A 24,791-nucleotide genomic window follows, 5' to 3' on the forward strand; every position below is an offset into this window, starting at 1 on the left:
CCTTCTGAGACCTGGGAAATCAATTAACCTATATCCCAATTAAAATCAGTCTCTATTTTTATTTTTTCTTTCTCCTGAGTCGCAGATAAAACAAGTTCTTTTTCCTCACTTGTTAACATTTGAATATCTTTTAGACTAACATTAGGATGAGTTGTTATTTCTTCTAATAGAAGGTTAAATCGCCGTCCAAATTCTACTATTGTTGATTTATCAAATAAAGATGTAGCATATTCAAAAGTGAATTCATATATATCTTTATTTTCTTCAGCAATAAGAGTTAAATCAAACTTACTTGTTAGTGTATCTGTGTTTGTTTCCGTGCTAATTTCTAATCCATCCACAACTGTATGTTTTTCATCAGAATTTTGTAATACAAACATGACATCAAATAAAGCACTTCGGCTTAAGTCTCTAGAAAGATCTAATTTTTCCACTAACTGATCAAATGGATACACCTGATGTTCGAAAGCTTCTAACGTATCGTTTTTCACTTTTTTCAAGTGATTAATAAAAGATTGATCTGGATTTATTTGATAACGTAATGCAATTGTATTTACAAACAGCCCCATAAGAGGTAACAGATCAGCATGCGGCCGACCTGCAACTGGTGATCCTATAATGACATCCTTTTGTTCCCCATGCTTGTACAGAAAAATAGTGAAGGTAGCCATAAGTAACATAAAAGGTGTCGTATCAGTTTCTAGTGCTATTTTTTTTATTTTCCGAGTAATTTCCTTGTTTACTTGGAAATTATATTGTTCACCCTCAAAACTCTTTACAGGTGGCCGACCTCGATCATATGGTAATTCAAGAACTGGTATATCCCCTGAGAATAATTCTTCCCAGTATTTCTCATGGATATCAAATTCTTTAGAAGATAATAATTTTTGTTCCCACACAGCATAATCTTTATATTGCAAACGATTTTCCGGCAATGTTTCCCCAGCATATAGGGCCTTAAAATCATGCATAAAGATACTTAAAGACACGCCATCTGTTATGATGTGATGAAGGTCAATTACAAGTAAATAACTATGATCTTTTAACTCCTTTAGTCCAGCCCGCATTAACGGAACCTTAGAAAGATTAAATGGTTGCAACCATTCTTTATACTCTCCCTTTATCATTTCTAGCTCAAATGTTACCTGTTCTAATACTCTCTGTACTAACTGATCCCCCTGCCACTCAAACTGTGTTCTGAGTATTTCATGGCGTTTAATAAGCTTTTCAAAGACTAATTCTATCCTTTTCCGGTCCACCGTTCCTTTAAGAATAAAACAACTTGGTACATTGTATGTCATCTGTGCCCCATCCATCTCTTGTAATAACATCATTCTTTTTTGAGTCGATGAAACCGGGTATACCTCAGATTCCGGTACTATTTCTATATCTTGCAACCTATTTTCTTTTGAATTTTTAATAAAATGACTTAAAGTGCTTATTGTTGGATACTCAAAAAGATTTGCCAATGATAATTGCACGTTAAATTCTTTCCATATTTTAGCGTTGATTTCAGTAGCATGAAGGGAATGACCACCAAGTGCGAAAAAATTATCTTCCACACCAATACAAGGATTACCTATAACTTCTTTCCATATATCAACTAGCTTTCTCTCCATATCATCGAGTGGTTTTACATAATTAGTAGTCTCCATCAATGGAGAAGAATCTATAATTACATTCTTTGTATTACCTTCTATAACAGAAAAAAGAAATGTCATTATTTGTTCAGCTAAATTTTGCTCGTATTGTGCAGCATGGTGAATTTTATCTGAAATGTTTACTATTCCTTCTTTAGTTACTGATTTTGTTAAGTGCATTTTTATCAACGATCCACGAATTACTCCCCAATTGGCAGCTGCTGTCTTCATAGATTCAGCGATAGTTTGGAAGTCCGAGTGATAACGCTCACCAAGAAACGAAAGCATTTTTGAAAACTTCACTCGGCCATCTACAACTTGACCTAAATGTGAGAATAACGGAACATCATTAAAGTCTAAATATCCATCTGTCTCTTTATTTAAATCAAACCTACTTATTAGTTTCGTAGCAAAAAGGTGCATTTGTGAAAAAATATGTTTTTCATCTTTTATATGTTTTATCCAATTTGACAAATCGGTTGTAATCGATTGTATGTCTGTAATTTCATCTTCAGTAACTTTTAAAGTACTTACTTTTTGATAACCCTTATGAAAAAGTTCTGTTGAAAGTTGTGCATTTTTAACCATAAAATATGGATCGGTAATAATTAAACAGTCTTCTTCGGGCTCATATCCTACAATAACAAATGAATGAACAATATGATTTTTTAGATAATTCTCATCCCAAGGAAGCCAGTATGCATTCATGGTTACCACCACAGGAAATCCCGAGTATAATTGTTCTAATATAATTTCAAATCCTTCATCGGATGAATCTGTATCAAATATAGTACTTTTTATACCATGATATTTTTCTAAATCACTTACAAAATAACCAGACTCTGTATATAAACCATCCCCTAGATTTCCATTACCGACAGGAGAAAAACCAAAATCCCATAATCTAGCGTACATTAAATAATGTTTACGCTTAAACCAATTAGCTAACGTAGCAATTACATCATCAATACAATTCTGTTCAGAACTTTTACAAGGCTCAACATCATATAAGATTGAAGAAGTATAATTTCCCATTTACTCACCTCTATATTTTTACCAACAGGAAAAACTATTGTAATTTGGTTATTTCTCTATACTAAGTTGACAGAGATATGTATATCTTCTTTAAAAAGCTATCAATTATTATTAACGCATTTCATATAAAGAATCTTATTTCTCGAATCACTTTTTTATTTTAATCATTCTATAATAGGGAGGAGAATTCCCTAACTCATAGTCACCAGAATAAACACTAACATTCCAGAAAGCTAAGAGGGAAAGCTCCTTTAATCCCACAGTATAGCAAGTGTAAATTTAAACTCTTAAAAGTCGTGTTTACAATATGAAGTAATACTAATTATTTTTCTTTTCTGCTATATAAGCAGCTAGTTGTTTAATATTGCGTTTTGTATATGCGACTAAGTCGTCCGTATTAAGATTCTCGTTTTCTAAAGCAAGATCAAGCTCAATAGCTAGTAGAGAATTTCCTCCTAAGTCAAAGAAATCATCCTCTACACCGACAGCTTCAATCTTCAATATACTTTTCCATATTTCAACCAAACGAGATTCTAACTCATTACTAGGAGACATCATACTCTCCTCCTCATTCTTAGGTAAAGATCTAGGTGAAGGTAAGGAATGTCGATCAACCTTTCCACTTGGTGTTAATGGTATGTTTTCAACTTCAACAAAGAAAGTAGGTATCATATAACTCGGAACTAATTTCGCAAGATGCAATTTCAAATCAGAAATGGATACAGGTGATTTTGCTACGAAATAAGCTACAAGTTTTTTCTGCCCATCTTCATCTTGAATGTCTACTATCACTGCTTCTTTAATTGCATGATGCGAAGATAAAGCATCTAAAATTTCCCCTGGCTCAATTCGATATCCTCTAATTTTTAATTGTTCATCATTTCTACCGAGGAATTCTATATTCCCATCAGGTAACCAGCGTGAAAGATCTCCTGTCCTGTACATTTTCTCCCCTTTTACAAATGGGTCTGGTAAAAACTTTTCTTCAGTTAATCTCATTTGATTTACATATCCTCTTGCAAGCCCTTCTCCCGCAATATACAGCTCTCCTACCGCGCCAATAGGCTGAAGTCTCTGTTTTTGATTAAGTATATAAAGCCTTACATTCGGAATAGGCTTTCCAATAGGAATAGTATTATAGTTTTCACTTTCTTGAAGTGAAAACGTACTTGCGATAACTGTCGCCTCAGTAGGACCATACATATTTTCTATTTGAGTCGATAGTCGATGCTTTTTAAACTTATTAACCACCTCATGTGTCAAAGCTTCACCCGCAAGTAATATATACTTCACTTTATTTAAAACCTGGCAATTTTCATTATTAAGTGTATTTACGAAAGCTCTAAACATAGACGGTACAAAATTTAATAATTTCACATCATATTTATCTATAGTTCTTAAAATTGCTCTTGGGTTTCGATGTTCCCCATTGTCCATTATTACCAATTTACTACCTACTATGGTCCACCCAAACAACTCTAGAACAGATACATCAAATATATAAGGTGTCTTCAGTAAATACGTATCTGATTCATCCATAGGATATAAATGAGACATTGAAAATAAGAAATTCACAATACTACAATGTTCAATCATGACTCCTTTTGGTCTACCTGTAGAACCTGAGGTATATAAAATATAAGCTAAGTTATTTGGTTTTCCAGTAACCTCCAGGTTACTTGTATCACCAACGTACAAATTTTCTTGCTTTAAATCAATAATCTCTCCTACAAATGGAATTTCACCTACGTATTTAGATTCTGTAAGTACAAATTGAGGATTACAATCCTCTAAAATATGTTCCATTCGACGCTTTGGATATTCAGGATCAATTGGTACATATGCAGCTCCAGATTTTAGCGCAGCAAATATAGCTATAATCATTTCTACGGATCTTTCCACAACGATACCAATTTTAGTTTCCTGATCTACACCTTTTTGTCTAAGAATACGAGCAAGCTGATTTGCTCGATTATTGATATATGAATAACTGTACAGTATATCATTTGAAATAACTGCGATTTCTTCTGGTTTATTTTCAACCTGATCCTCAAAAAATTGATGAACTAATTTACCCTGAGTAAAATCTAATTTTGTATTATTAAGTTCATTTAACATCCTTGTGGATTCACTTTTACTTAAAACATTAACGTCTTCAATTTTCGCTTCAGGATTAGCTACCATCCACTCTAGCGTATTTATAAAATGCATCATAAACCGCTCTATAGTTTGCGGATAATATAGTCCTGTCGTGTATTCCAATTCTAATCGCAGACCCTCTTCTTCCGGAAATACTTCTATACTCATATCTACCTTTGAAGCTTGATGCTTAATTTCGTATGATTTAAATGTAATATCTTTTATTTTTTCTGATGTTCTTCCGATATTCTGCATTACTAACATGACATCAAATACAGGATTTCGATTAGTATGATAAGCCATGTCTAACTTATTTACTAACTCATCAAATGGGTATTCTTGATATTGAAATGCTTCTAGCGCATTTTCTTTTACTTCATTTAAGAATTGAATTATCGTCTTTTCCGCTTTAGGATGATTTCTCATAGGTAGAGTATTTACAAACATACCTATGATAGGCTCAAGATCATGATGAATTCTTCCTGCAATTGGAGAACCTACTATAATATCTTCCTGTTGCGTATACACATGCAATACTATATTTAGTGACGAAAGAAGTACCATATATAAAGTAGCTTCTCTTTCATCCGCAAAGGATTTTAATTTATTAGAAAGTTCAGGTGTTAAATGGAATACTAATCTATCACCTTCAAAAGTTTGATTTAGCCCACGTGGCTTATCGGTTGGGAACATAAGAATTGGTAACTCACCTTTAAACTTCTCTACCCAATACTCTTCAATTTCTTTCAGCCCTTCATCATGTAAACGGTTGGTTTGCCAATTGGCATAATCTTTGTATTGTATTTTAATAGGCTCTAAGGCTTTGCCTGAATATAAATCTATAAACTCTTTTTCTAACTTCGCTAAAGATACTCCATCTGCTATTATGTGATGAAGATCAAATAGTAACAGATATTGATTGAATTCTAATTTCATTAAACCGACGCGCATAAGTGGAGCCCTATCTAACTGAAAAGGACGAACAAATTCCTGTATTAGCTCTTCAATTGTTGATCTATCAGATTTATATAAATGTTCAATTCTAATATCTAAACTATCATGAATAAATTGAACTGGTTCACCTTTAATAAATTGGAATGAAGTTCTTAATGATTCATGACGTTCTACTAATTCTTTGACACATTGTTCTGCCTTTATAAAATCAAACTCACCTTCTATTAACATTGCACCTGGTATATTGTAGGCAGTTCCTATTCCAGCAAAGCGGTTTAATATATATAATCTTTTTTGTGAAGAAGAAGCTTGATAAAATTCTCTATCAGGTACGATCTCAATTTGAGAATAATTTTTCTTCCCTTCATATTTCTCTATATACTCCGCTAATAGCATAATTGTAGGCCTTTGAAACATTTCACGTATAGGTACATCTACACCTAAACGTTTATATATGTGTGAAACAACAGAAGTAATTTGTAATGAATTACCTCCTAATTCGAAAAAGTTATCATTCACACCTATTTTCTCTATTCCAAGTACTACTTTCCATATCTCAGAGAGCATTTGTTCAATTTCATTACGTGGTTCAATAAATAAAGCTGTGGATTGCTCCCAAATTGGATCTGGAAGAGCTTTCCGATCTATTTTACCGTTTGATGAGATTGGAAACTGCTCAATCGGGATGATGTATGCAGGAATCATATAAAAAGGTAAATACTCTCTAAGGAATTGGCGTACCTCTTCTACTTTAGCTGAAGAATTCATAACAACATATGCACATAAAACCGGAGCATCTTCTCCCTCTTTTTTACGTGTAATTACAATAGCTTCACCAATTTCAGGATATCGTAATAGTTGCTTTTCTATTTCTCCCAATTCAATTCGTAATCCACGAATTTTGACTTGATCATCCATACGGCCTAAATATTCAAGATTTCCATCTGGTAACCAGCGTGCCAAATCTCCAGTACGATATACCTTGTCATCTATAATAGAAGAACCCTCTTTGTTGATTTGTATAGGAACAAATTTCTCCATAGTTAACTTAGGTTGATTTAAATAACCTCTTGCTAATCCTTCTCCTGAAATACACAATTCCCCAGGAATTCCAACGGGTTGTAATTGTTGATTATCACCCATAATATAAACTTTTTGATTAGCTAGAGGTCTTCCTATTGGTAATTGATTCATAAATTCTAACTCAGCGTGCTGAACATGATAACATGTAGAATCTACAGTTGTCTCTGTAGGTCCATAAGCATTTGTTAAATTTGGTCGGCAGTTTTCATTAAATAAACCAAGGAATTTCCGTGCTAATTTCGGTGGTAATTCCTCTCCAGCAATAATAAAATGTTTAAATGAATATTCTACCTCTTCATCTATAAAATTAGTTAATAATCGAAGATGCATCGGCGTTCCATCAGCGATATTTATTTGCTTTTCTTGATAAAAATTAATTAGCTTCTGCCCATCAGTTCTTGCTTCCTCAGGTACTATAAATAAACTATTTCCTAATAGAAGCGCACCAAACATGTTTTGTACTGAAGCGTCAAACTCAAAAGGGGAAACTAACCCGATTCGCATAGAAGAACTATATTTATCATATATTTCATTTTTTAACCCAAATATTAAATTTACAACACTACGATTTTCAACCATAATTCCTTTAGGATTACCTGTGGTTCCAGAGGTAAAAATAACATATGCCAAATCGTAAGGTGTACTTACTGAAGGGAAACTAACCAACTCTGTTTCAAGTAGTTCATTAAAACGCACCATACTACAATCTTGGATTTCCCTTGTAAAATCTTCACTAATAACTTCTGGTTTTACTATACAAAGTGGAGACTTACATTCTTTTAGCATCGCCTCTATCCGTTTATACGGCAAATATATGTTAATAGGTAAATAAGCAGCCCCACTTTTTAAAATACCTAGCATTGCAATGACTGCATCAATGGATCGATCCATCATAAGACCAACAATGTGTCCTTTTCCAATTCCTTTTTTATGTAGAGAACTGGCAACCAGATCTACCTTTTCTTTTAATTGAGCGTATGTTATTTCTCTTTTGTCATCAGAAACAGCAAGTTTATTTGGATTATGCATGACTTGTTCTTCAAATAACTGTATCACCGTTAAATGATGCGGGTAATCTAACTCAGTTTGATTAAATGCAATTAACTCTCTTATATCATTATCACTAACCCAATCTAAATCTATATGGGGCGTATTCGGTTGTAGTAAAGCTTGCTCTAACAAGTCTATAAAATGATGACCAAATCGCGTAACAGTAGATGTTTTGTATAGATGTTCATTAAAATACATATCACCTTCTATACACCCATTTACTTGACGGAAAGAGAATATAATTTCAGCATTGCTCTCACTTAAATAATTTAAATCTTGAATTTCCTCTAGCAAAATTGCAGTACGGAATGGATAATTACGCCCCTCTGGAAGGTAGTTACTCAAAACCGGTTGTAAACTTTCCAATGGGAAATTTTGATGTTCTAAAGCATTAACCATTACTGTACTAACATGCTGGAGAATTTGTCTAAATGTCATATGTTCCTCAAGACCATGTCTTAAAACTAACAAAGTATTAATAAGGTTAGTATCACTGTCTTGTTTTAAAACAGGTGTACCAATGCATATATCTTGCAATCTAGTATATTTATTTAACAGCAAAGTAAGTCCAGCAGTAAGAATCATGTGCAATTGAAGATCTGATCCATTTGCTAACTTTAAAATCTTCTCGGACAATTCCTCTTTTAGTTTTATGCTAACATTTGATAAATTCACCTGTTTGTTTGATGTCCGGTAATCATAAGGGAAATGGCAGTCAGCCAGTTCCCCTGATAAGTTTTCTAACCAAAATTCTCTTTCCTTTATTCGTTCATTTGCGGCAATTACTTTATCTTTATTCGCTATTCGTTCAACCATAGTTACTCACTCCTGACAATAATCAATTAAAAGTTAAAATCCCCAAAATCTACTGATACCTTAACTGGTTGCAGTTCTTGAATTTCTTGTTTAAATGAAATATCTTTTAATAAAATTTCAGGATGATCTACAATTTGTTCAAAAATCTCAACATAACGCTCACATAACTTTTGAACCGTGTCCCTAGTATATAAAGAGGTTGCATATTCCATAGTCAGTTCAATTGTATCTTCCAATTCAACCACTCTTAGCAATAAATCCATTTGCGCGCGCTTAAAGTCGTGATCATATGTCTTTAGTTCTAAACCATCGATAAACATATGATCTGCATCCATATTTTGCATAACAAATGAAACATCGAAAAGTGGGTTCCTATTATACGTTCCTTGAAGTCCTAATTGATTAACCAGGTCCTCATATTGACATTTTTGATGTTCAAACGCTTGTAAGACCTGTTCTTTTACTTCAAATAGGAATTGAGTAAACCTTTGTTCAGCTCTTGGATAATTCCTTATCCCTAACATGTTTACAAATACTCCTATAATATCTTGTAAATCCGCATGTGGGCGACCAGTAATTGGTGAACCAATAACAACATCCTCTTGGCCAGTATATTTACCTAGCAAAATATTATATACAGAGAGCATTAGCGTATATAATGTAGTTTCTTCTTTTGCTAATAAACGCTTAATTTTCTTGGTAACATTTGAATCAATAGTAAAGGATATTTTACTACCTTTCAGATCTATTATTTCAGGTCTCGTATAATCAGTAGGCATATTCAAGACAGGTACACCATCTTTAAATTGCTCTAGCCAATACTGTTCATGTTTGAGAGCAATTTCTTTTTCTTTTTCACTCTGCTGCCATTCTGAGTAATCCTTATACTGTATTTTCAAGCTTGGTAATTTCTCTCCAGAGTAAAGCGCAAATAGATCTCTAACGAAAATATCATAGGAAACTCCATCGGTTACTATATGATGTAAATCAATAATTAAAATATGTTTTTGTTCTTCCAATCTAATTAACCCTACACGGAAATATGGAGCATTATTAAAATTAAATGGGCGAATAAACTCATTAATTATTTGTTCCACTTCAGATTCAAAGCCCTCAATTTGAGTAATATGGAAATCAGCATGATCATGAATAATTTGTACCGGTTTATCATTTTTCATTTCAATAGTAGTTCTAAATATCTCATGACGCTTAATTAATTGAGTGAACGCCTTTTCTAAACGTTCAATGTTTAATTTTCCATTCAAAAGAATAACGGAAGTATCATTATAAGCTGTACTTTCTGGATACAATCGGTGTAATACATAAAATCTCTTCTGAGCTGAAGAAAGCTGATAATGAGATTTAGGTTCAGCTGGAACAATAACATCAAATTCACTCTTATCTGCCCTTGAAATATAATTTGCTAGTTTCTCAATATTTGATAAAGTAAAGAGTTCTTTAATAGGAACTTCAACATTAAACTCTTTATGAATTTTTGAAACAATAGTAATAGCCTTAAGTGAATCTCCACCTAGTTCCAGAAGATCATCATGAACACCAACTTCTGAAACTTTAAATATATTTCTCCAAATTTTTGAAAGCTTTTCTTCTACCTCATTACGAGGTGCTACATATTCAGTCAAGAGTTGTGGTCTAGAATGGTATAACGTAGAATCTAATTCTTCTTCCTTCTCATCATTGAAAGTATTTAATAACACCCATTGATCAATACGCGCTTGCAGTTCCCCTGGAGAATGAATCAGTACGTCCCCTTGTTTCCATGACAGTGCTATATTAAAGGCCTGAACTCCTTCTTCAGGTGTCATAGATAATTCATGTACACTTGCACCTATCTGCATATCTTTTTCTTCATCTTCCCAGTATTTCCAATCACTCCAATTGACACTTATCCAAGGCAGGTTGGAATAACGATTTATATATTGTACAAAAACATCCATGTATATATTTGAAGCAGCATATGATACATAACCCAATCCACCTAAGACCGCTGAAATTGAAGACATTAGAACACAAAAATCTAAATCTTTATTTCGTAAGCACTCTTCTAAATTGAGAAGACCATAAATTTTTGCAGAAAATTGTTCCTCACAGTCCTCTTTTTCAAGTTCCTGAATCAAATTAAAAGTCTTTCCACCAAGAATACCTGCACCATGAATTACACCATTAATCTTTCCAAATTTTTGTTCTGCCTTATGAATTGCTTCGTATAGTTGTGATTGATCTGTAACATCAGCAGCAAGTACATAAACTTTAGATCCCGTTTCTTCTATCTCTAAAACTTTACGAATTCTTTCCGAATACATCGTATTTTCCTTTAAATGCATATCCCACTCATTACGATTTGGCAGACCTGTACGTGTAAGAAGAACTAAGTTGGCTTGTACAGTTTGAGCCAAGTGTTTCGCAAGAATTGTACCAATACCTCCGAGTCCTCCTGTAATAAGGTAAACTCCATTCTTTCGTAAAGGCAGTTTCTCTTTAGCTGGCTGTTCTAGTTGTAAAGGCTCGTAAGTTTGAACAAATCTTTTATTTCCTCGATAAGCAATCATCTTATCATTCGTATTTGAAAGACATTCTTCTACTAATTGATTTATTAGCCTATTCTTCAATTCTTTGTTTACAGGTAAAACAACATCAATACTTGAACAAGAAAGATAAGAATACTCTTGCGGAACAACTAATGACGTTCCAAGTACAGTTGATTTTTCTGGAATTAATTCTTCATCACCAATCACTTGTTGAACACCATTTGTAATGATTCGAATTGAGATTGAATCAGAGATATTCTTGTCTCCTAGTGCCTGAGTTAAATAAAAGATTGAATAGAATCCTAAGTTTTGTTTACAATTTACATATTCAATTGAGGCTTGTCTTTCCTCATCCGTAATTCCCCACATATGAACTATTCTTGTAGGTAAACCACATATTTCTTGTACTTCATCCAATAACTTAACGTAATCTGTACGCTCTTCAGGATTTATAATGAAGCGATCGTTATTCTCCTTATTAAAACCAAAACCAGGTTCTACTGTAACTACTCTCTGCCCTTTATTTAATAAGTCCTTAACTAGTTCATTACCTAATCCTTCTTGATCTACAAAAACAATCCATATCTCATTCACATCATGATTTGGTTCAATCAATGTAGAACTTTTCCATTGCGGCGTATAGAACCATTCAGAAATGTTGTTATTCTTACTAATTTTAGATTGCTTACTATTAAGCTTTTGACCTAAATCATACGGATTACCTTGTAATTTATAAGATATTTTATTGAAAGAATACATTGGTAATGGGATACGTCTTCTCTTCTCATCTTTATAAAATTGTTCCCAATCTATAGAAATACCTGTTACCCACATTCGAGTGATGTGACTAAATAAGAAATACATATCTGATACATCTTGTTGAACGGATCGAACCGTATTAAATATTCTTTCATTACCATTTTCATAATCTAAAAGGCGACTAGTAAGCCTACTAAGATCATTTCCAGGACCAATCTCTATGAATAGACTTGTATTGTCCCTATTCAACTCTTGAATTCCATCAGAGAATCGAACAGTTCCACGCATATGTTTTACCCAATAAACTGGGTTTGTTGCTTCTTCAGGTCGTATCCAAGTACCAGTCAAGTTTGACAAATAAGGTATTTTAGGTTCTCTAAGTGTTAATGTACTAACATAGGAAGCATACTCGTCCAGAATTGAATCCAGTTCATGTGAATGTGCTGCTCCTTCTATCGTTACTCGCATACACATTAAACGCTTTTTCTTTAATTCATTTTCAAAATCTACAATTGCTTCTTCTGTCCCAGAAACTATACAAGCTGGGCCATTAACTACCGCTAAAGAAATGGTATGTTGATATTCTTTTTCAAAAGAATTAATTAAATGAATTAATTCCTCTTCTGGAAGCGGAACACTAAGCATTACCCCTGCAGGAAGACTACTCATTAGCTGACCTCTTTTTACAACTAATTTAAATGCATCTTCCAAAGTAAATACTTCTGCTAAACAAGCAGCCACATATTCGCCAAATGAATATCCAATCATTGCTTCAGGTTTAATTCCCCAACCCATTAATAGCTTCGCAACTGAGTATTCAAACGCGAAAAGAATTGGTTGACTAAATTCCATTCTTTTCAATTTTTCCGTTGCCTCATCAATACTGAAAGTAGTTGGGTATAACACTTCTTTCATGTTTACATTCGTAACAGATTGAAGGATTGCAAAGCATTCATCCATAGCTTCACGGAAAATTGCCTCTTGTTCGTATAATTCTAACCCCATGTTTACATATTGCGATCCGTTCCCAGAAAACAGGAAGTTAATTTTAGGATGTTCCTCTTTTACATTTGCATATTGCACTCTTCTTCCTTCTGGCTGATTTAATTGTTCAATTCCCTCTTGGGTACTGGAACAAACTACAGCTCTCCTATGCTTGAATTCCTTACGTCCAATTTGCAATGTATAACTAGTGTCTGCCAAATTCACATGAGGATTCTGTTCAAGGTGATTTCCTAAATTCAAAGTCATACGATCCAAAGCATCTTTCGATTTTGCCGAAATCATTAACATCTGGTATGGTCTACTATTTGATGTTGCTTCAAACTTTGGTGCCTCTTCCAAAATAATATGTGCATTTGTACCACCAATACCAAATGAACTTACACCTGCACGTAATGGTTTATTATCCTCTTTCCACTCATTTAAGTGTTGATTTACATAAAACGGTGTCTTTTCAAATCCAATTTGCGTGTTTGGTTTTGTAAAATTCACACTTGGCGGAAGAACCTGATCTTTCATCGCAAAGACCGTTTTAATTAGACCAGCAACACCGGACGCTGCATTTAGATGGCCCACATTTGCTTTAACAGATCCGATTGGTACAGATTGTTTTTCATTAGAGTTAAACACTTCACTAAGCGCCTTGATCTCAATGGTATCTCCTAGTTTAGTAGCAGTTCCGTGTGTTTCAATATAGGAAATGGACTCAGGTTCTACATTTGCTTCATGTTGCGCCATTTTAATAACTTCTACTTGGCCCTCTACACTAGGTGCAGTGTAACCAATTTTCCGATTCCCATCATTATTGATCGCTGTTCCTTTTATTACTGCATGTATAGTATCTCCATCATTTATAGCTTCCTGTAAAGGCTTCAGGACAACAATCCCAACTCCGTCTCCAAAAAGCATTCCATTTGCATTTTCATCAAAAGGACGACAATGACCATCTGAAGAAAACAGCATTCCTTCTTGGTAGGTATAACCTGCTTTTTCAGGTTGAGTTAATGTAATTCCCCCAGCTATAGCAATATCACAATGCCCCTGTAATAATGCTTGGCATGCATTATGAATAGCCACCAATGATGTTGAACATCCCGTAAAGATATTCATACTTGGTCCTTTAAGGTTAAATTTGTAAGAAATTTGAGTACTAAGCGAGTCTTTGTCGTTAAGTAATGAAATTAAAAATTGCCCAGCTGGTTCATTTGCCTCTGAAAGAGTAGATAACACTTGCCAATATAAGTTAGGAGATGCCCCACTATATACACCAATTAGGCCCGGGTATGTCTCGATATTATATCCAGCATGTTCAAGGGCAGACCACGCACATTCATGAAATACTCGTAGTTGCGGATCCATTAACGATGCATCTTGAGGTGTATAATCAAAGAATGGAGCATCAAAATTATCAGTTCCCTCTAAATACCCTTTCGCTTTAACATAATTTGGGCTTTTTACTTCCATAGGATTCACACCAGATTCAATTAACTCTTCATCTGTAAAAAATTGAATAGACTCTGTTCCAGACTTTATATTATTCCAGAATTCATTTACATTCTGTGCTCCAGGAAAACGTCCATCTATTCCTATAATTGCAATATCGTTATCTTCTTTCGTTTTTCGATTAAATCGTTTTGTATGTTTAACTTGATTCTTTTGTTTATCTCCACTTAAGTATTTCGCTAAAGAACGAATACTTGGATACTCAAACATAACTCCAATTGAAATATGTTTTTCTAATCTATTAATTAATCTCTCATGAATTTGAATTATATGAAGTGAAGTTGCACCAAGATCAAAGAAATTTTCATTTACATTTACAGTATCAACACTGTAAAACTCTTTCCAAATTCCTATAATTATTTCTTCTACTTCATCTTGATTTCTGAACTTATCTCCCGTTTTCGTTTGAGTTTCCAATTCAGAAATTCGTTTGCGAGAATTCAGATTGATCCATTGATCAAAACGTTTATTTAAATCTCCTGAAGAAATAATTACCTGATTTAAACCACTTAAACCAAGCACACATTGGAATGTTTTTTGTCCTTCCTCAGATGTCATTTCAAGTGCTTCTATACTTTGAGCATTGAATATTTTATTAACCTGTTCAGTTCCCGTGTACTGCCAATCTCCCCAGTTAATACTGGTCCATCGATTATTAGATGTATTACTCACTTTGTCTGAAAAACTATCTAAGTAAAGGTTTGCTGCTGAATAGGCTACAAAACCTAATCCACCCAAAATAGGTGAAAGTGATGAAACAAGATAACAAAAATCAAGATCATAATTACTTAATAGCTTATCAAGAACTAGCACACCATGTACTTTAGGAAGAAATTGCTCTTCACATTCAATCCTACTTATCTTTTCCATTGGACACTGAGCTGATTTAACACGTAAGACACCTGCTGCATGAATTACCCCATTTATGTGACCAAAATTAGCCTCAGCCTGATGAATCACGTTTCTCATCTGCTCTTCATCAGCTACATCTGCAACAGATGTCATTACTTTTGCTCCCAATGACTCCAACTTCTGAATATGGTTAATACGTTGACATAATTGTTCATTTTCAATCTGTGATTGAAGAATTTGATCCCATTCTTCACGATCAGGAAGAGCTGTTCTACTAACTAATATTAGTTTAGCCTTTACTGTACGCGCCAAATATTCTGCTAATTTAAGGCCTACTCCTCCCATTCCACCAGTAATTAAATAAACCCCTTCCGATCGAATATTTCGAATTTTTGAAGCTGATTCATTTTCATTTATTACTAGCATTTCACTTACTTTTTCATCAGGTATAGGCTCATAAATTCGAATGTAACGAGTATTATTTCGAATTGCTATTACAGTGTCAATAATGTCCATTTGAATCTCAGAATATAAGTTTGATATTAATGCTTCTTCATTATCAGACAACATAAAATCTACACTACGGCATCTAATATTGGGATACTCTTGCGGAAATACTTTTATAGGAGCTAAAAGAGTAGATTTTTCTGCAATAATAGACTCGTCTCCTACTACCTTTTGCATATTATTCGTCATAACATTTATATTGATAGGATAAAGTAAATTAAATTTACTAATTGTCTTTGCAAGTGATATTAATGAATAGAATCCAGTATCTAAGGTCTTGATACCTAAATCCTTATTATCCACATTCCATAGGTGAACAATCTCTTCTGGTAAACACTCTTGTTTTTGTAGCTCGTTAAATAACTGATAATAATCTTCTTGTTCAGTAGGGCATATTGTAAATTCATTTAAACTAATCTTTTTATATGAAGGACCCACACCGACTGTTATAACACGATGTCCATCTCTTTCAAGCTTTTCTTTAAGAGCTAAGCCTATATGCTCATTGTCTAAAAATAACAACCAACTTTTAGTAGATTCTTTAGTTACATCTACAATTTCTTTTTCCATCCAACCTGGAGTATAGAACCACTCAGCTATATTAGAACGTTTCTTTATCGATGTTTCTTCACTATTAGTTATATTTTGCTGTTCAGCTGGATCTATCCAATATCGTTTTTTCTCAAAAGGATAAGTTGGTAAGGCAATACGTAATCTATATTCCTCTTCATACAGTTTACTCCAATTAATTTCTACCCCTAACTCCCACGCTTGTCCCAATACCTCTAACAAGTCGTTCTGTAAAATAATCTGATTATTATTAATTTCAGAATTTAATAACTCTCCAATATGTACAATCACAAAATTAGGATCTACATCCTTAACTTGTGTTAGAAGTTCTACTTTTTCTCCATGCGTCCATTCTGTCTGTAACTCTATATAGTTCTCAACTAATGGATTCAGGACATCTTCTGGCTTAAGAGATTTATTATAAATATCTGAAACCATTCCAGCTAAGCCTGTACCAATAATGTTAGAAGGACGTACATCACATTCAATTAATACATCAATAATCGATTGCAAGCAGACGAAGAAGGTTAAATCTTCAACCAAGCTATCATCTGTTCCTTTAAAGAATGCTTCTTTCAATGCTTTTCCAGTATACATTTGGGCATCAGTCATATTACGCTCAAATACTTTTAAGAATAATGGTTCCTTTTGGTATAATTCTTTTACATTCTCAATAATTGATGAGTATTCGCTAGGTAACACAAATACCAAATCTGGATTTTCTTGCGTTTTTACGTGAAAATCTTTAACTGTTTTTAAATTGTCTATGGCGCTATCTATATCCTTACATAAGACCGCTCTTCTATACGGAAATGATCTACGGCCAGTTTGCAATGTGTATGCTACATCTGCTAATTCAACATCTTTATTAGATTCCAGATATTCAACCATATTTACTGTAGCATTATTTAAAGCTTCTTTTGATCTAGCAGAAAGAACCATTAGTTTTTTCTCTCTAGTAGAAGCAGAACTTTTAACTTTAGGCGCTTCTTCTAATACAATATGAACGTTAGTTCCACCATATCCGAAAGCACTCACACCTGCTCGAAGAAGATCATTATCTTCACTTTGCCAATTCACCAAATCAGTATTGATATAAAATGGGCTATCTATAAAATCAATTTTCGAGTTAGGGCGCTTCACATTTAAAGTTGGCGGGAGTTGTTTATGTTTCATAGATAAAACTGTCTTTATAAGTCCGGTCACCCCTGCAGCTGTATCTAAATGACCTACATTACTCTTAACAGAGCCAATTGCACAAAAAGATTTCTTGTCCACATCTTGAAACGCTCTCTTTAGAGCCTCTACTTCGATAGAATCCCCTAATGGCGTTGCCGTCCCATGCGTTTCTATATAACTAATTGTAGAAGGATCAACTTCAGCAAAACTATGTGCTGCTTGAATTACTTCAGCCTGTCCCTCAACACTCGGAGCAGTATAGCCTACTTTTCGACCACCATCATTATTTGCTGCTGATCCCTTAATTACACCATATATCGTATCTCCATCAGCAATCGCATCTTCTAATCTCTTTAGTATTACCATACCTACACCATCACTAAAAACTGCACCCTGGGCTTCTGCATCAAAAGTACGTACTTTGCCATCAGGTGAACTTGTCATTCCTTCATGATATTTATAACCATTCTTTTTAGGATACGTTATAGATACTCCACCTGCGGCTGCAATAGAGCATTCTCCAGTTAACAATGATCTACATGCAAGATGAATGCTCAAAAGAGATGTAGAGCAAGCTGTATACAATGTAAAACTCGGTCCCTTAAGTCCCAACTTATAGGATGTAAGCGTTGAAATTGCATCTTTATAGGAAAGAGTACCCGCCTCTGAAAACTCAACCACACTATCACTGTTTAATAATGGCGTGTGCTTCATCCAATTAAAATTAGTAGATGCTCCTACGTATAACCCTATTAATCCTTCATAATCAAATGGATTATAACCTGCCATCTCTAATGCTTCCCATGTTGTTTCCTGTAACATACGGATCTGAGGATCCATTATTTTTGCTTCCCTAGGTGTATAAGCAAAAAAGGATTCATCAAAATATTCTACTTCCTCCAAATACCCTTTTGCTTTCACAAAATTAGGATGTTGTAAAACATCTAAATTAACACCTTCTTTAATTAATTCGTCTTCAGTAAATGTAGAAATTGAATCAACACCATTTTTTAGGTTATCCCAGAATTGGTTTATTTCATTTGCACCTGGAAATTTACCTGCCATTCCAATAATCGCTATTTCTAAACCAGTTTTACTATCATCTTGATGCTTCATTTTCACTTTCCTCCTATTTTGTTTAATTCGTATTTTCTATGCTTTACATACTCTTAGCTACAATATTTAGCGTTAATACTCCTATTTCATAAACTTAAGCAAAAGAAAAAACACATGAAATTACCCATAAAGTAGCTAAAGTGATTTACATACCTGACAGAAAACAAAAAATTTTAATTACGATTTCTATTCCTGGATTTCAATGATATTTTGAGCACTCATTTTTATTCTGAAAACCTAATACTTTGGTAATAATTCTGTTAATATTACACTTTATGTAGTTAGTAACATATTCACAAGAAGTTTTCTTTAAGAAATTAATTTGTAGAGTAATAATTTTGTAGGGGGTTTATGTTATAAAATTAAGCATACTTTTTCCAATATCATATAGAAAAAAACAAAAAAGTGACATACAGTGAATATTGAGAAATAAAATTCATTTATTCCATATCTAACCAAAATAGAACGAATTTTCAATTTTAAATTAGATTTTCTTGCATTTATAATTGCATTCTCTATAAATCATCTATGGTGAGCTTTTAAACTTTAAACATAAATGAAGTTATATGCGAAATTTTTTCGTTTAGATGAGGATCTATACGTGAATTCATTCAAGGGGAATTACATATGCTACAATCCTGTTTACCCTTCCGTTCATGTTTTTGATTTTCCGTTATGTTTTGCAATGCACACACGATATTTTCCCCTATCCCTATAATTATTGTCCTGCAGACGTTTTTCAGCACCTTCAAACCCACTATTTTACTGAACTGTAAAATTAAAAATTCTAAATTCCGAATAAACTGAAAACTAATGAGAAATTGACAAGAAATCTTAATAAGATCTTTTCAATATATCTTAACTTCAAACGCATGGAATCAGGACTCAATAATGATGCTATACGAGGAAATATTTTACTAAATAGAATTCTATAAGTCCGCCACAATTTGAACCATAATATTGCCAGAAAGCATTATTTTTAGAGAACATTGTTTTAAATTAACTTAATAACCCTTGGTAAAAGAACAAATAGAAAAAGCTTGTATTGAAAAAAGATTAATCAAAACACGCTTCTTCTATATATAATGGAATCATCCTTTTATAAAAAATTCGATCATTTTTGTGCCATATTCTTCACCTAAAGCCTATTTTCTTCAAATACAATTTTTCATAAGCTGAAGAGAAGTGGCCAATATGACGGTTACGTTCTTTAATTCTTGCTTTATAGCTAAGAGTTGAATAAATTTCAAATTCTTGTTCATACTATACTTAACCCATGAAAAAGTTATACTCCTTAAATTCATGGATGTAATTTTCTCGCTGCAGTTAGCTTTTGCTAACTGCTTTTTTATTTATAGAAATTTCATAAAATCTGTGTTTGAAAAATAGAATTATAAGTAGATTGTTATTGAGGGGAGAATCTTAATTATGAAAAACAATATACATGTTTATGTTGGATTGATTTCATCTATAAGTATCTTTTTATTTTCGCTATTATTTCTATATTTTAATCCGTATAGTGGTCAACTATCTAATAAAGAATTTTTCATCACTGTTCTTTTCATGTTATTACTTCCCTCTTTTTGGGCGACCATTTCAATAGTTAAAAGAGAAAATATTTTGATTTTAATTTGTAGTATTTGGTTATTACCTGGAGGAATCTATTTCGGAATATCTACAATTCCAAGTGTTTGGAATTTATATATTTTGTTTCTATTTTTTTATTTTTTGTCTATTTTTCAAATGAAAACTAAACAAAGTTAATCCCAAATGAATGACTCTCCTGTTTAAAACATGTATAAACAACCTTTATAGCTTGTACTTAAAATTCTAGTTCACGAGTTACCCAATAATAACTTTTTTACCAAGTATCAACCCATATTATAAGAACATCTATTTTTATTTAGAAAATAATTCTCTAAAAAGTTCTTAAATATGGGTTCACGCATTCTAAAATAGCCTTAGTATAATTTCTTAAATATTTTAGAATGAATTTATATTTGTAGAATTTAATCAATTTGTTAACAATGGAAATTACCATTTAGTCTTAACTATTTGACCCTCTATATATAAACTATAGTTCTTCTCTAAAGATAATTTCCATACCTTCATTTTAGTATTGCATTTGTATTGCCTTTTGCACATTCTGCACATCATTTTTTAATAGTTGCTTTAAATCATAAGCTGGATAGTAACCACGTTCATACATAAAGTTAAAAACCTGTGCATGTAATTGTATAGCACCATTTATTTGACGAGTCAAAACTTCTCTAAGTCGCGGCGTTGCAGTTTCAGTAATAGCTATTGCATAATTTCGAACAGAGGTCTTTGCTAATCCAAGCAAATCTCCAGCGTAAAATCCAGTGTCATCGCGATGCTGTGATTGAAATCCAGGAGCATAAGGATAAAATTGTACTAACTCTTGTAGATTGTTTTGGATGACATTTATAGCTTTAATATATAACGATTGAAGTACTTGATCAGGTACATTTCTAACTGACTTTTTTAATTTAATTAAGCCGTTCGCTTGGAATGCTACTAATTCATGTAAATCCAATGTTTCATGCCAAGCTAACTGATTAGGATAAGACATAGATGTTCCCCCTTAATATTCATTCATGCTACATTATGCAAAAAAATTCTAAAAGGGCCTATACTACATGAATTCATTTCAACCTAATTTATGATTCCTTTCCATTGTTCTATGTTAATTGCAATAAAATAGCCCTAATTCCTCTTCCCTACTTTTTTATATCCTTAATTTTGATTTTCAAAATAACTTCTTCGCCTTTACAATCTATAAATTTAATCTTTTCTTCCTTAAAAATCCCCATCATAGTACATCCTTTCTTGTTTCGTTATAAACCATACTAGTTAGAAAATACAAATGTGAACATTGTACCTACATATTCCTTATATATTTTTTTCAAATTTTATAGTTACTTAAATTTATACATTATTAGAAATCACCTATTAAAGTAACTACATTACAGGAAATTTTTTATAAAATCATTTTATTTTAATAAATTAAAAAAATGATTTTATCCGTGTTAGTCACCTATTCCTAAATAGTTAATAGGTTATATATTATGGATTAGGAGGGATAAAAAGATGACTATGCTTTATGATAAAGACTCTTTACAACAAAACATTACTAACCTTCCACATTGGCAACAAGAAGCTTTCCGAGCTTTCAAATTAAAAATGACAGATAAACATAAACTTTTCCCTTGTATCCCTGCTCAACACGGCTTTACAACAAATCACCTCCGGTACGGATTCATTGGTGATCCCAGAGATACGAATACTAGCAAAGATTTTGCTGCATTACTTAAAGAATACACTGAATGTTCTAGAGACACAGGTCAATACGCCTCACTTATTGTTTTTATTCATACACCAATAGATTTAATGCGCGAAACTACAGTTGAAGATTTTGAACATATTTATTGGTCTCTACTTAATACAACTAATCGTTTGGACGAGATGGAATGGCCTACGCACATTCCAAATGACCCTATGGAGAATACTTGGGAATTTTGCTTTCATAATGAATCATATTTTGTTTACTGCGCTACACCTGCCCATGTCAATAGACAAAGTAGGCATTTTTCATGTATGATGCTTGCTTTAACCCCTAGATGGGTTTTACAGGAAATTATGAATTCTGAGAACCGCAGTCGAAAACTAAAAAACTTAATACGGCAACGTTTAGCCGCTTATGACAAAGCTCCTATTCATCCCTCTCTTAAAGATTATGGTGAAAAAGATAATTATGAATGGCAGCAATATTTTTTACGTGATGATGAAACAATTCCATCCAAGTGTCCGTTTTCTCGAATAATAAAACACTTGCATAAAAATAAGTAATCCATTTTCGCTTCCTACTAATTAGTTGAATGTTATTGATTTAAAACCGCCTACGTTTAATAAAATATTTATTATTTAGTTGTACAAACTTTAACCACTGAATAGATTTAATATAGATCAATTTTAGTGGGAGGAGTATGTTATACGTGGGCATATTTTTAAGCTATGTTTTCTTAGGTTTATCATTATCTGCTCCAATGGGACCTATAAATGCTGCACAGCTAGAAAAAGGTATTAGGAGTGGGTTTTTTCACGCTTGGATTCTCGGCATAGGAGCCTTACTTGCAGATGTTATCTACATGGCACTTATTTATTTAGGTGTAATTCATTTCCTTGAAAAAGATATTATAAAACTTTTCTTATGGTCTTTCGGAGCTTTTGTTTTAATCTATACAGGCATCGAAAGTTTAAAAAACGCAAATCAAATTAACATTAGTAATACTAGAAATGATGATTCAATTATTAAAAGCTTCTTTTCTGGTTTCTTTATGTCTTTATCTAATCCATTAACAATCCTATTTTGGCTTGGAATTTTCGGCTCGATATTAGCAAAAGCCGCTTCTTCCTATAATAAAGAGCAGCTTTTGTTATATAGCTTTGGTACTATTTTAGGTATTTTCATATGGGATATTACGATGGCAAGTACATCTAGTGTATTTCGTAAAATTTTGAATGCTCGTATATTGTCTCTTATAACGGTAGTATCTGGCATATCACTTATTATTTATGGATTATATTTTGGTTTTCAAACTTACCAAATTATTTTTCAATAACTTCTATTATTTAATTCTGACATACTATTCCTATTGTGAAAAGAAAGATACTTCATATAGCTGTATTTCTTTTTCTTGAGACAAAATGAACAATTATAGTAACAATAATAACTATTCCTAAAAACAACAAACTCACTAGGAAACCAAAACGGGTTGTTTTTTGCAATAATGTTCCACTAACAGCTAATGCAATCATAATAAGACCAATAATACTTTTCATCTGCATCCAACCTTTTGGATTCATTAATTTCCAAAATGAAAGAAGAATTAAACTCCATGTATATAACAACATTAATCCAGCTGCAGTTGTTACATATTCATATATATTTTTTGGTAGGAATACAGCACTAAGGATAGAAGCACCAAGTCCAATTATAATAAGAATTAAGGCTGGAAAAGAGATGTTTTTTTTATTTTTTTTAGCAAACATTGCAGGTGCATCGCCCTCTTCAGCTAAGTTCATTAATACACTTGTAACCGCAAATAATGAACCAACTAATGTTGAAAAACCCGCTAAAATTAATACTACATTTAAAATAAATGGCACATACGGCAAATTATAATCTTGTAACGCTATTACAAAAGGACTTTCTTTCGTATTAAACTGGTTTAATGGAACCATCATAATTGCCAATCCTAAAGAGACTACGTAAATAATCGTTAAAACCATTAACATTACTCTTCCTGATTTTTTTGCATCTTTAGGGTCTTTTAGTCTTATTGTCATTAGCCCCATAATTTCTATCCCCCCAAATGCATAAAATGCATAAATAAGAGAAGACCAAGTACCTTTTAATCCATTTGGAAACCAGTCTTTAAAATTCCGCGGAATTTGTGCTTTATATAAACCACCCTTTATAAATCCTAAAATAACTAAAATAGCAATTACAATAAACCCCATAATAGCAGCAATTTTTATAATAGCCATCCACTTTTCTAAACGTTCAAATATCTTTACCCCTATAAAAATAATTAATATAGCCGTTACTCCGTATATAGCAGCAAATATCCATAATGGTATTTTAGGGAACCAGTAACGTGAAAAGATTCCTAACGCACTTAACTGGCTGCCCATAATAAGTAGCTCAGAACACCAATATGTCCATCCGTGACTAAAACCCGCCCAATTTCCAAAAGCTTTTCTTGAATAAATGCGAAAAGATCCTTTTTGCGGATCTTCTACAGCCATTTTTGCCAATGCTTCAAATACAATATATGTAGTGAATCCAGTTAAAATAAGAATAAGAATAATTGAAGAACCACCTATTTTAATTCCTATACTGGATCCTAAAAAAAAGCCCGTCCCTATCGTACAACCAATCCCAATAAGTGAGAGTTGCCACCATTTTAAATCTTTTTTTTCTTTCGTTTCATTATTAACATCATGACAGGTC

7 protein-coding genes are annotated in these 24,791 nt (G+C 32.9%); 2 read left to right on the forward strand and 5 right to left on the reverse strand.

Going from position 1 to position 24,791, the window contains the following annotated elements; genetic code table 11:
• Positions 1-23: 23 nt before the first annotated feature.
• From MR168_RS07435 to cotF, 4 genes are all read right to left on the reverse strand, one after another.
• Positions 24-2,675 carry a condensation domain-containing protein gene (locus MR168_RS07435; protein ID WP_086412044.1) on the reverse strand — a complete coding sequence of 884 codons (2,652 nt, stop codon included), beginning with the start codon at positions 2,673-2,675 and terminating at the stop codon, positions 24-26.
• 318 nt (positions 2,676-2,993) lie between these two features.
• The gene (locus MR168_RS07440) at positions 2,994-8,717 is read right to left on the reverse strand and encodes a non-ribosomal peptide synthetase (RefSeq protein ID WP_086412045.1); all 5,724 of its coding nucleotides are present in this window, start codon (positions 8,715-8,717) and stop codon (positions 2,994-2,996) included.
• Between the two features lie 26 nt (positions 8,718-8,743).
• Positions 8,744-18,754, reverse strand: a complete 10,011-nt coding sequence (locus tag MR168_RS07445) for an SDR family NAD(P)-dependent oxidoreductase (RefSeq protein WP_242291220.1) — start codon at positions 18,752-18,754, stop codon at positions 8,744-8,746.
• 2,113 nt (positions 18,755-20,867) lie between these two features.
• Positions 20,868-21,347, reverse strand: a complete 480-nt coding sequence (gene cotF / locus MR168_RS07450; protein WP_153578885.1) for a spore coat protein CotF — start codon at positions 21,345-21,347, stop codon at positions 20,868-20,870.
• 518 nt (positions 21,348-21,865) lie between these two features.
• Here cotF and MR168_RS07455 point away from each other — a divergent pair.
• On the forward strand, positions 21,866-22,624 hold the full coding sequence (locus MR168_RS07455) for a YqcI/YcgG family protein (protein WP_153578886.1): 759 nt from the start codon (positions 21,866-21,868) through the stop codon (positions 22,622-22,624).
• A gap of 146 nt (positions 22,625-22,770) precedes the next feature.
• Entirely contained in the window at positions 22,771-23,397 is a 627-nt protein-coding gene (locus MR168_RS07460) for a LysE family transporter (RefSeq protein WP_229172693.1), read from the forward strand.
• Between the two features lie 52 nt (positions 23,398-23,449).
• On the opposite strand, the gene MR168_RS07465 is transcribed toward MR168_RS07460, so the two are convergent.
• On the reverse strand, positions 23,450-24,791 hold a 1,342-nt coding region (locus tag MR168_RS07465; RefSeq protein ID WP_242291221.1), incomplete at its 5' end, for an amino acid permease.

The sequence above is a fragment of the Bacillus cereus group sp. BfR-BA-01356 genome (assembly GCF_022663635.1).
In the GTDB taxonomy this organism is placed as follows: Bacteria; Bacillota; Bacilli; order Bacillales; family Bacillaceae_G; genus Bacillus_A; species Bacillus_A cereus.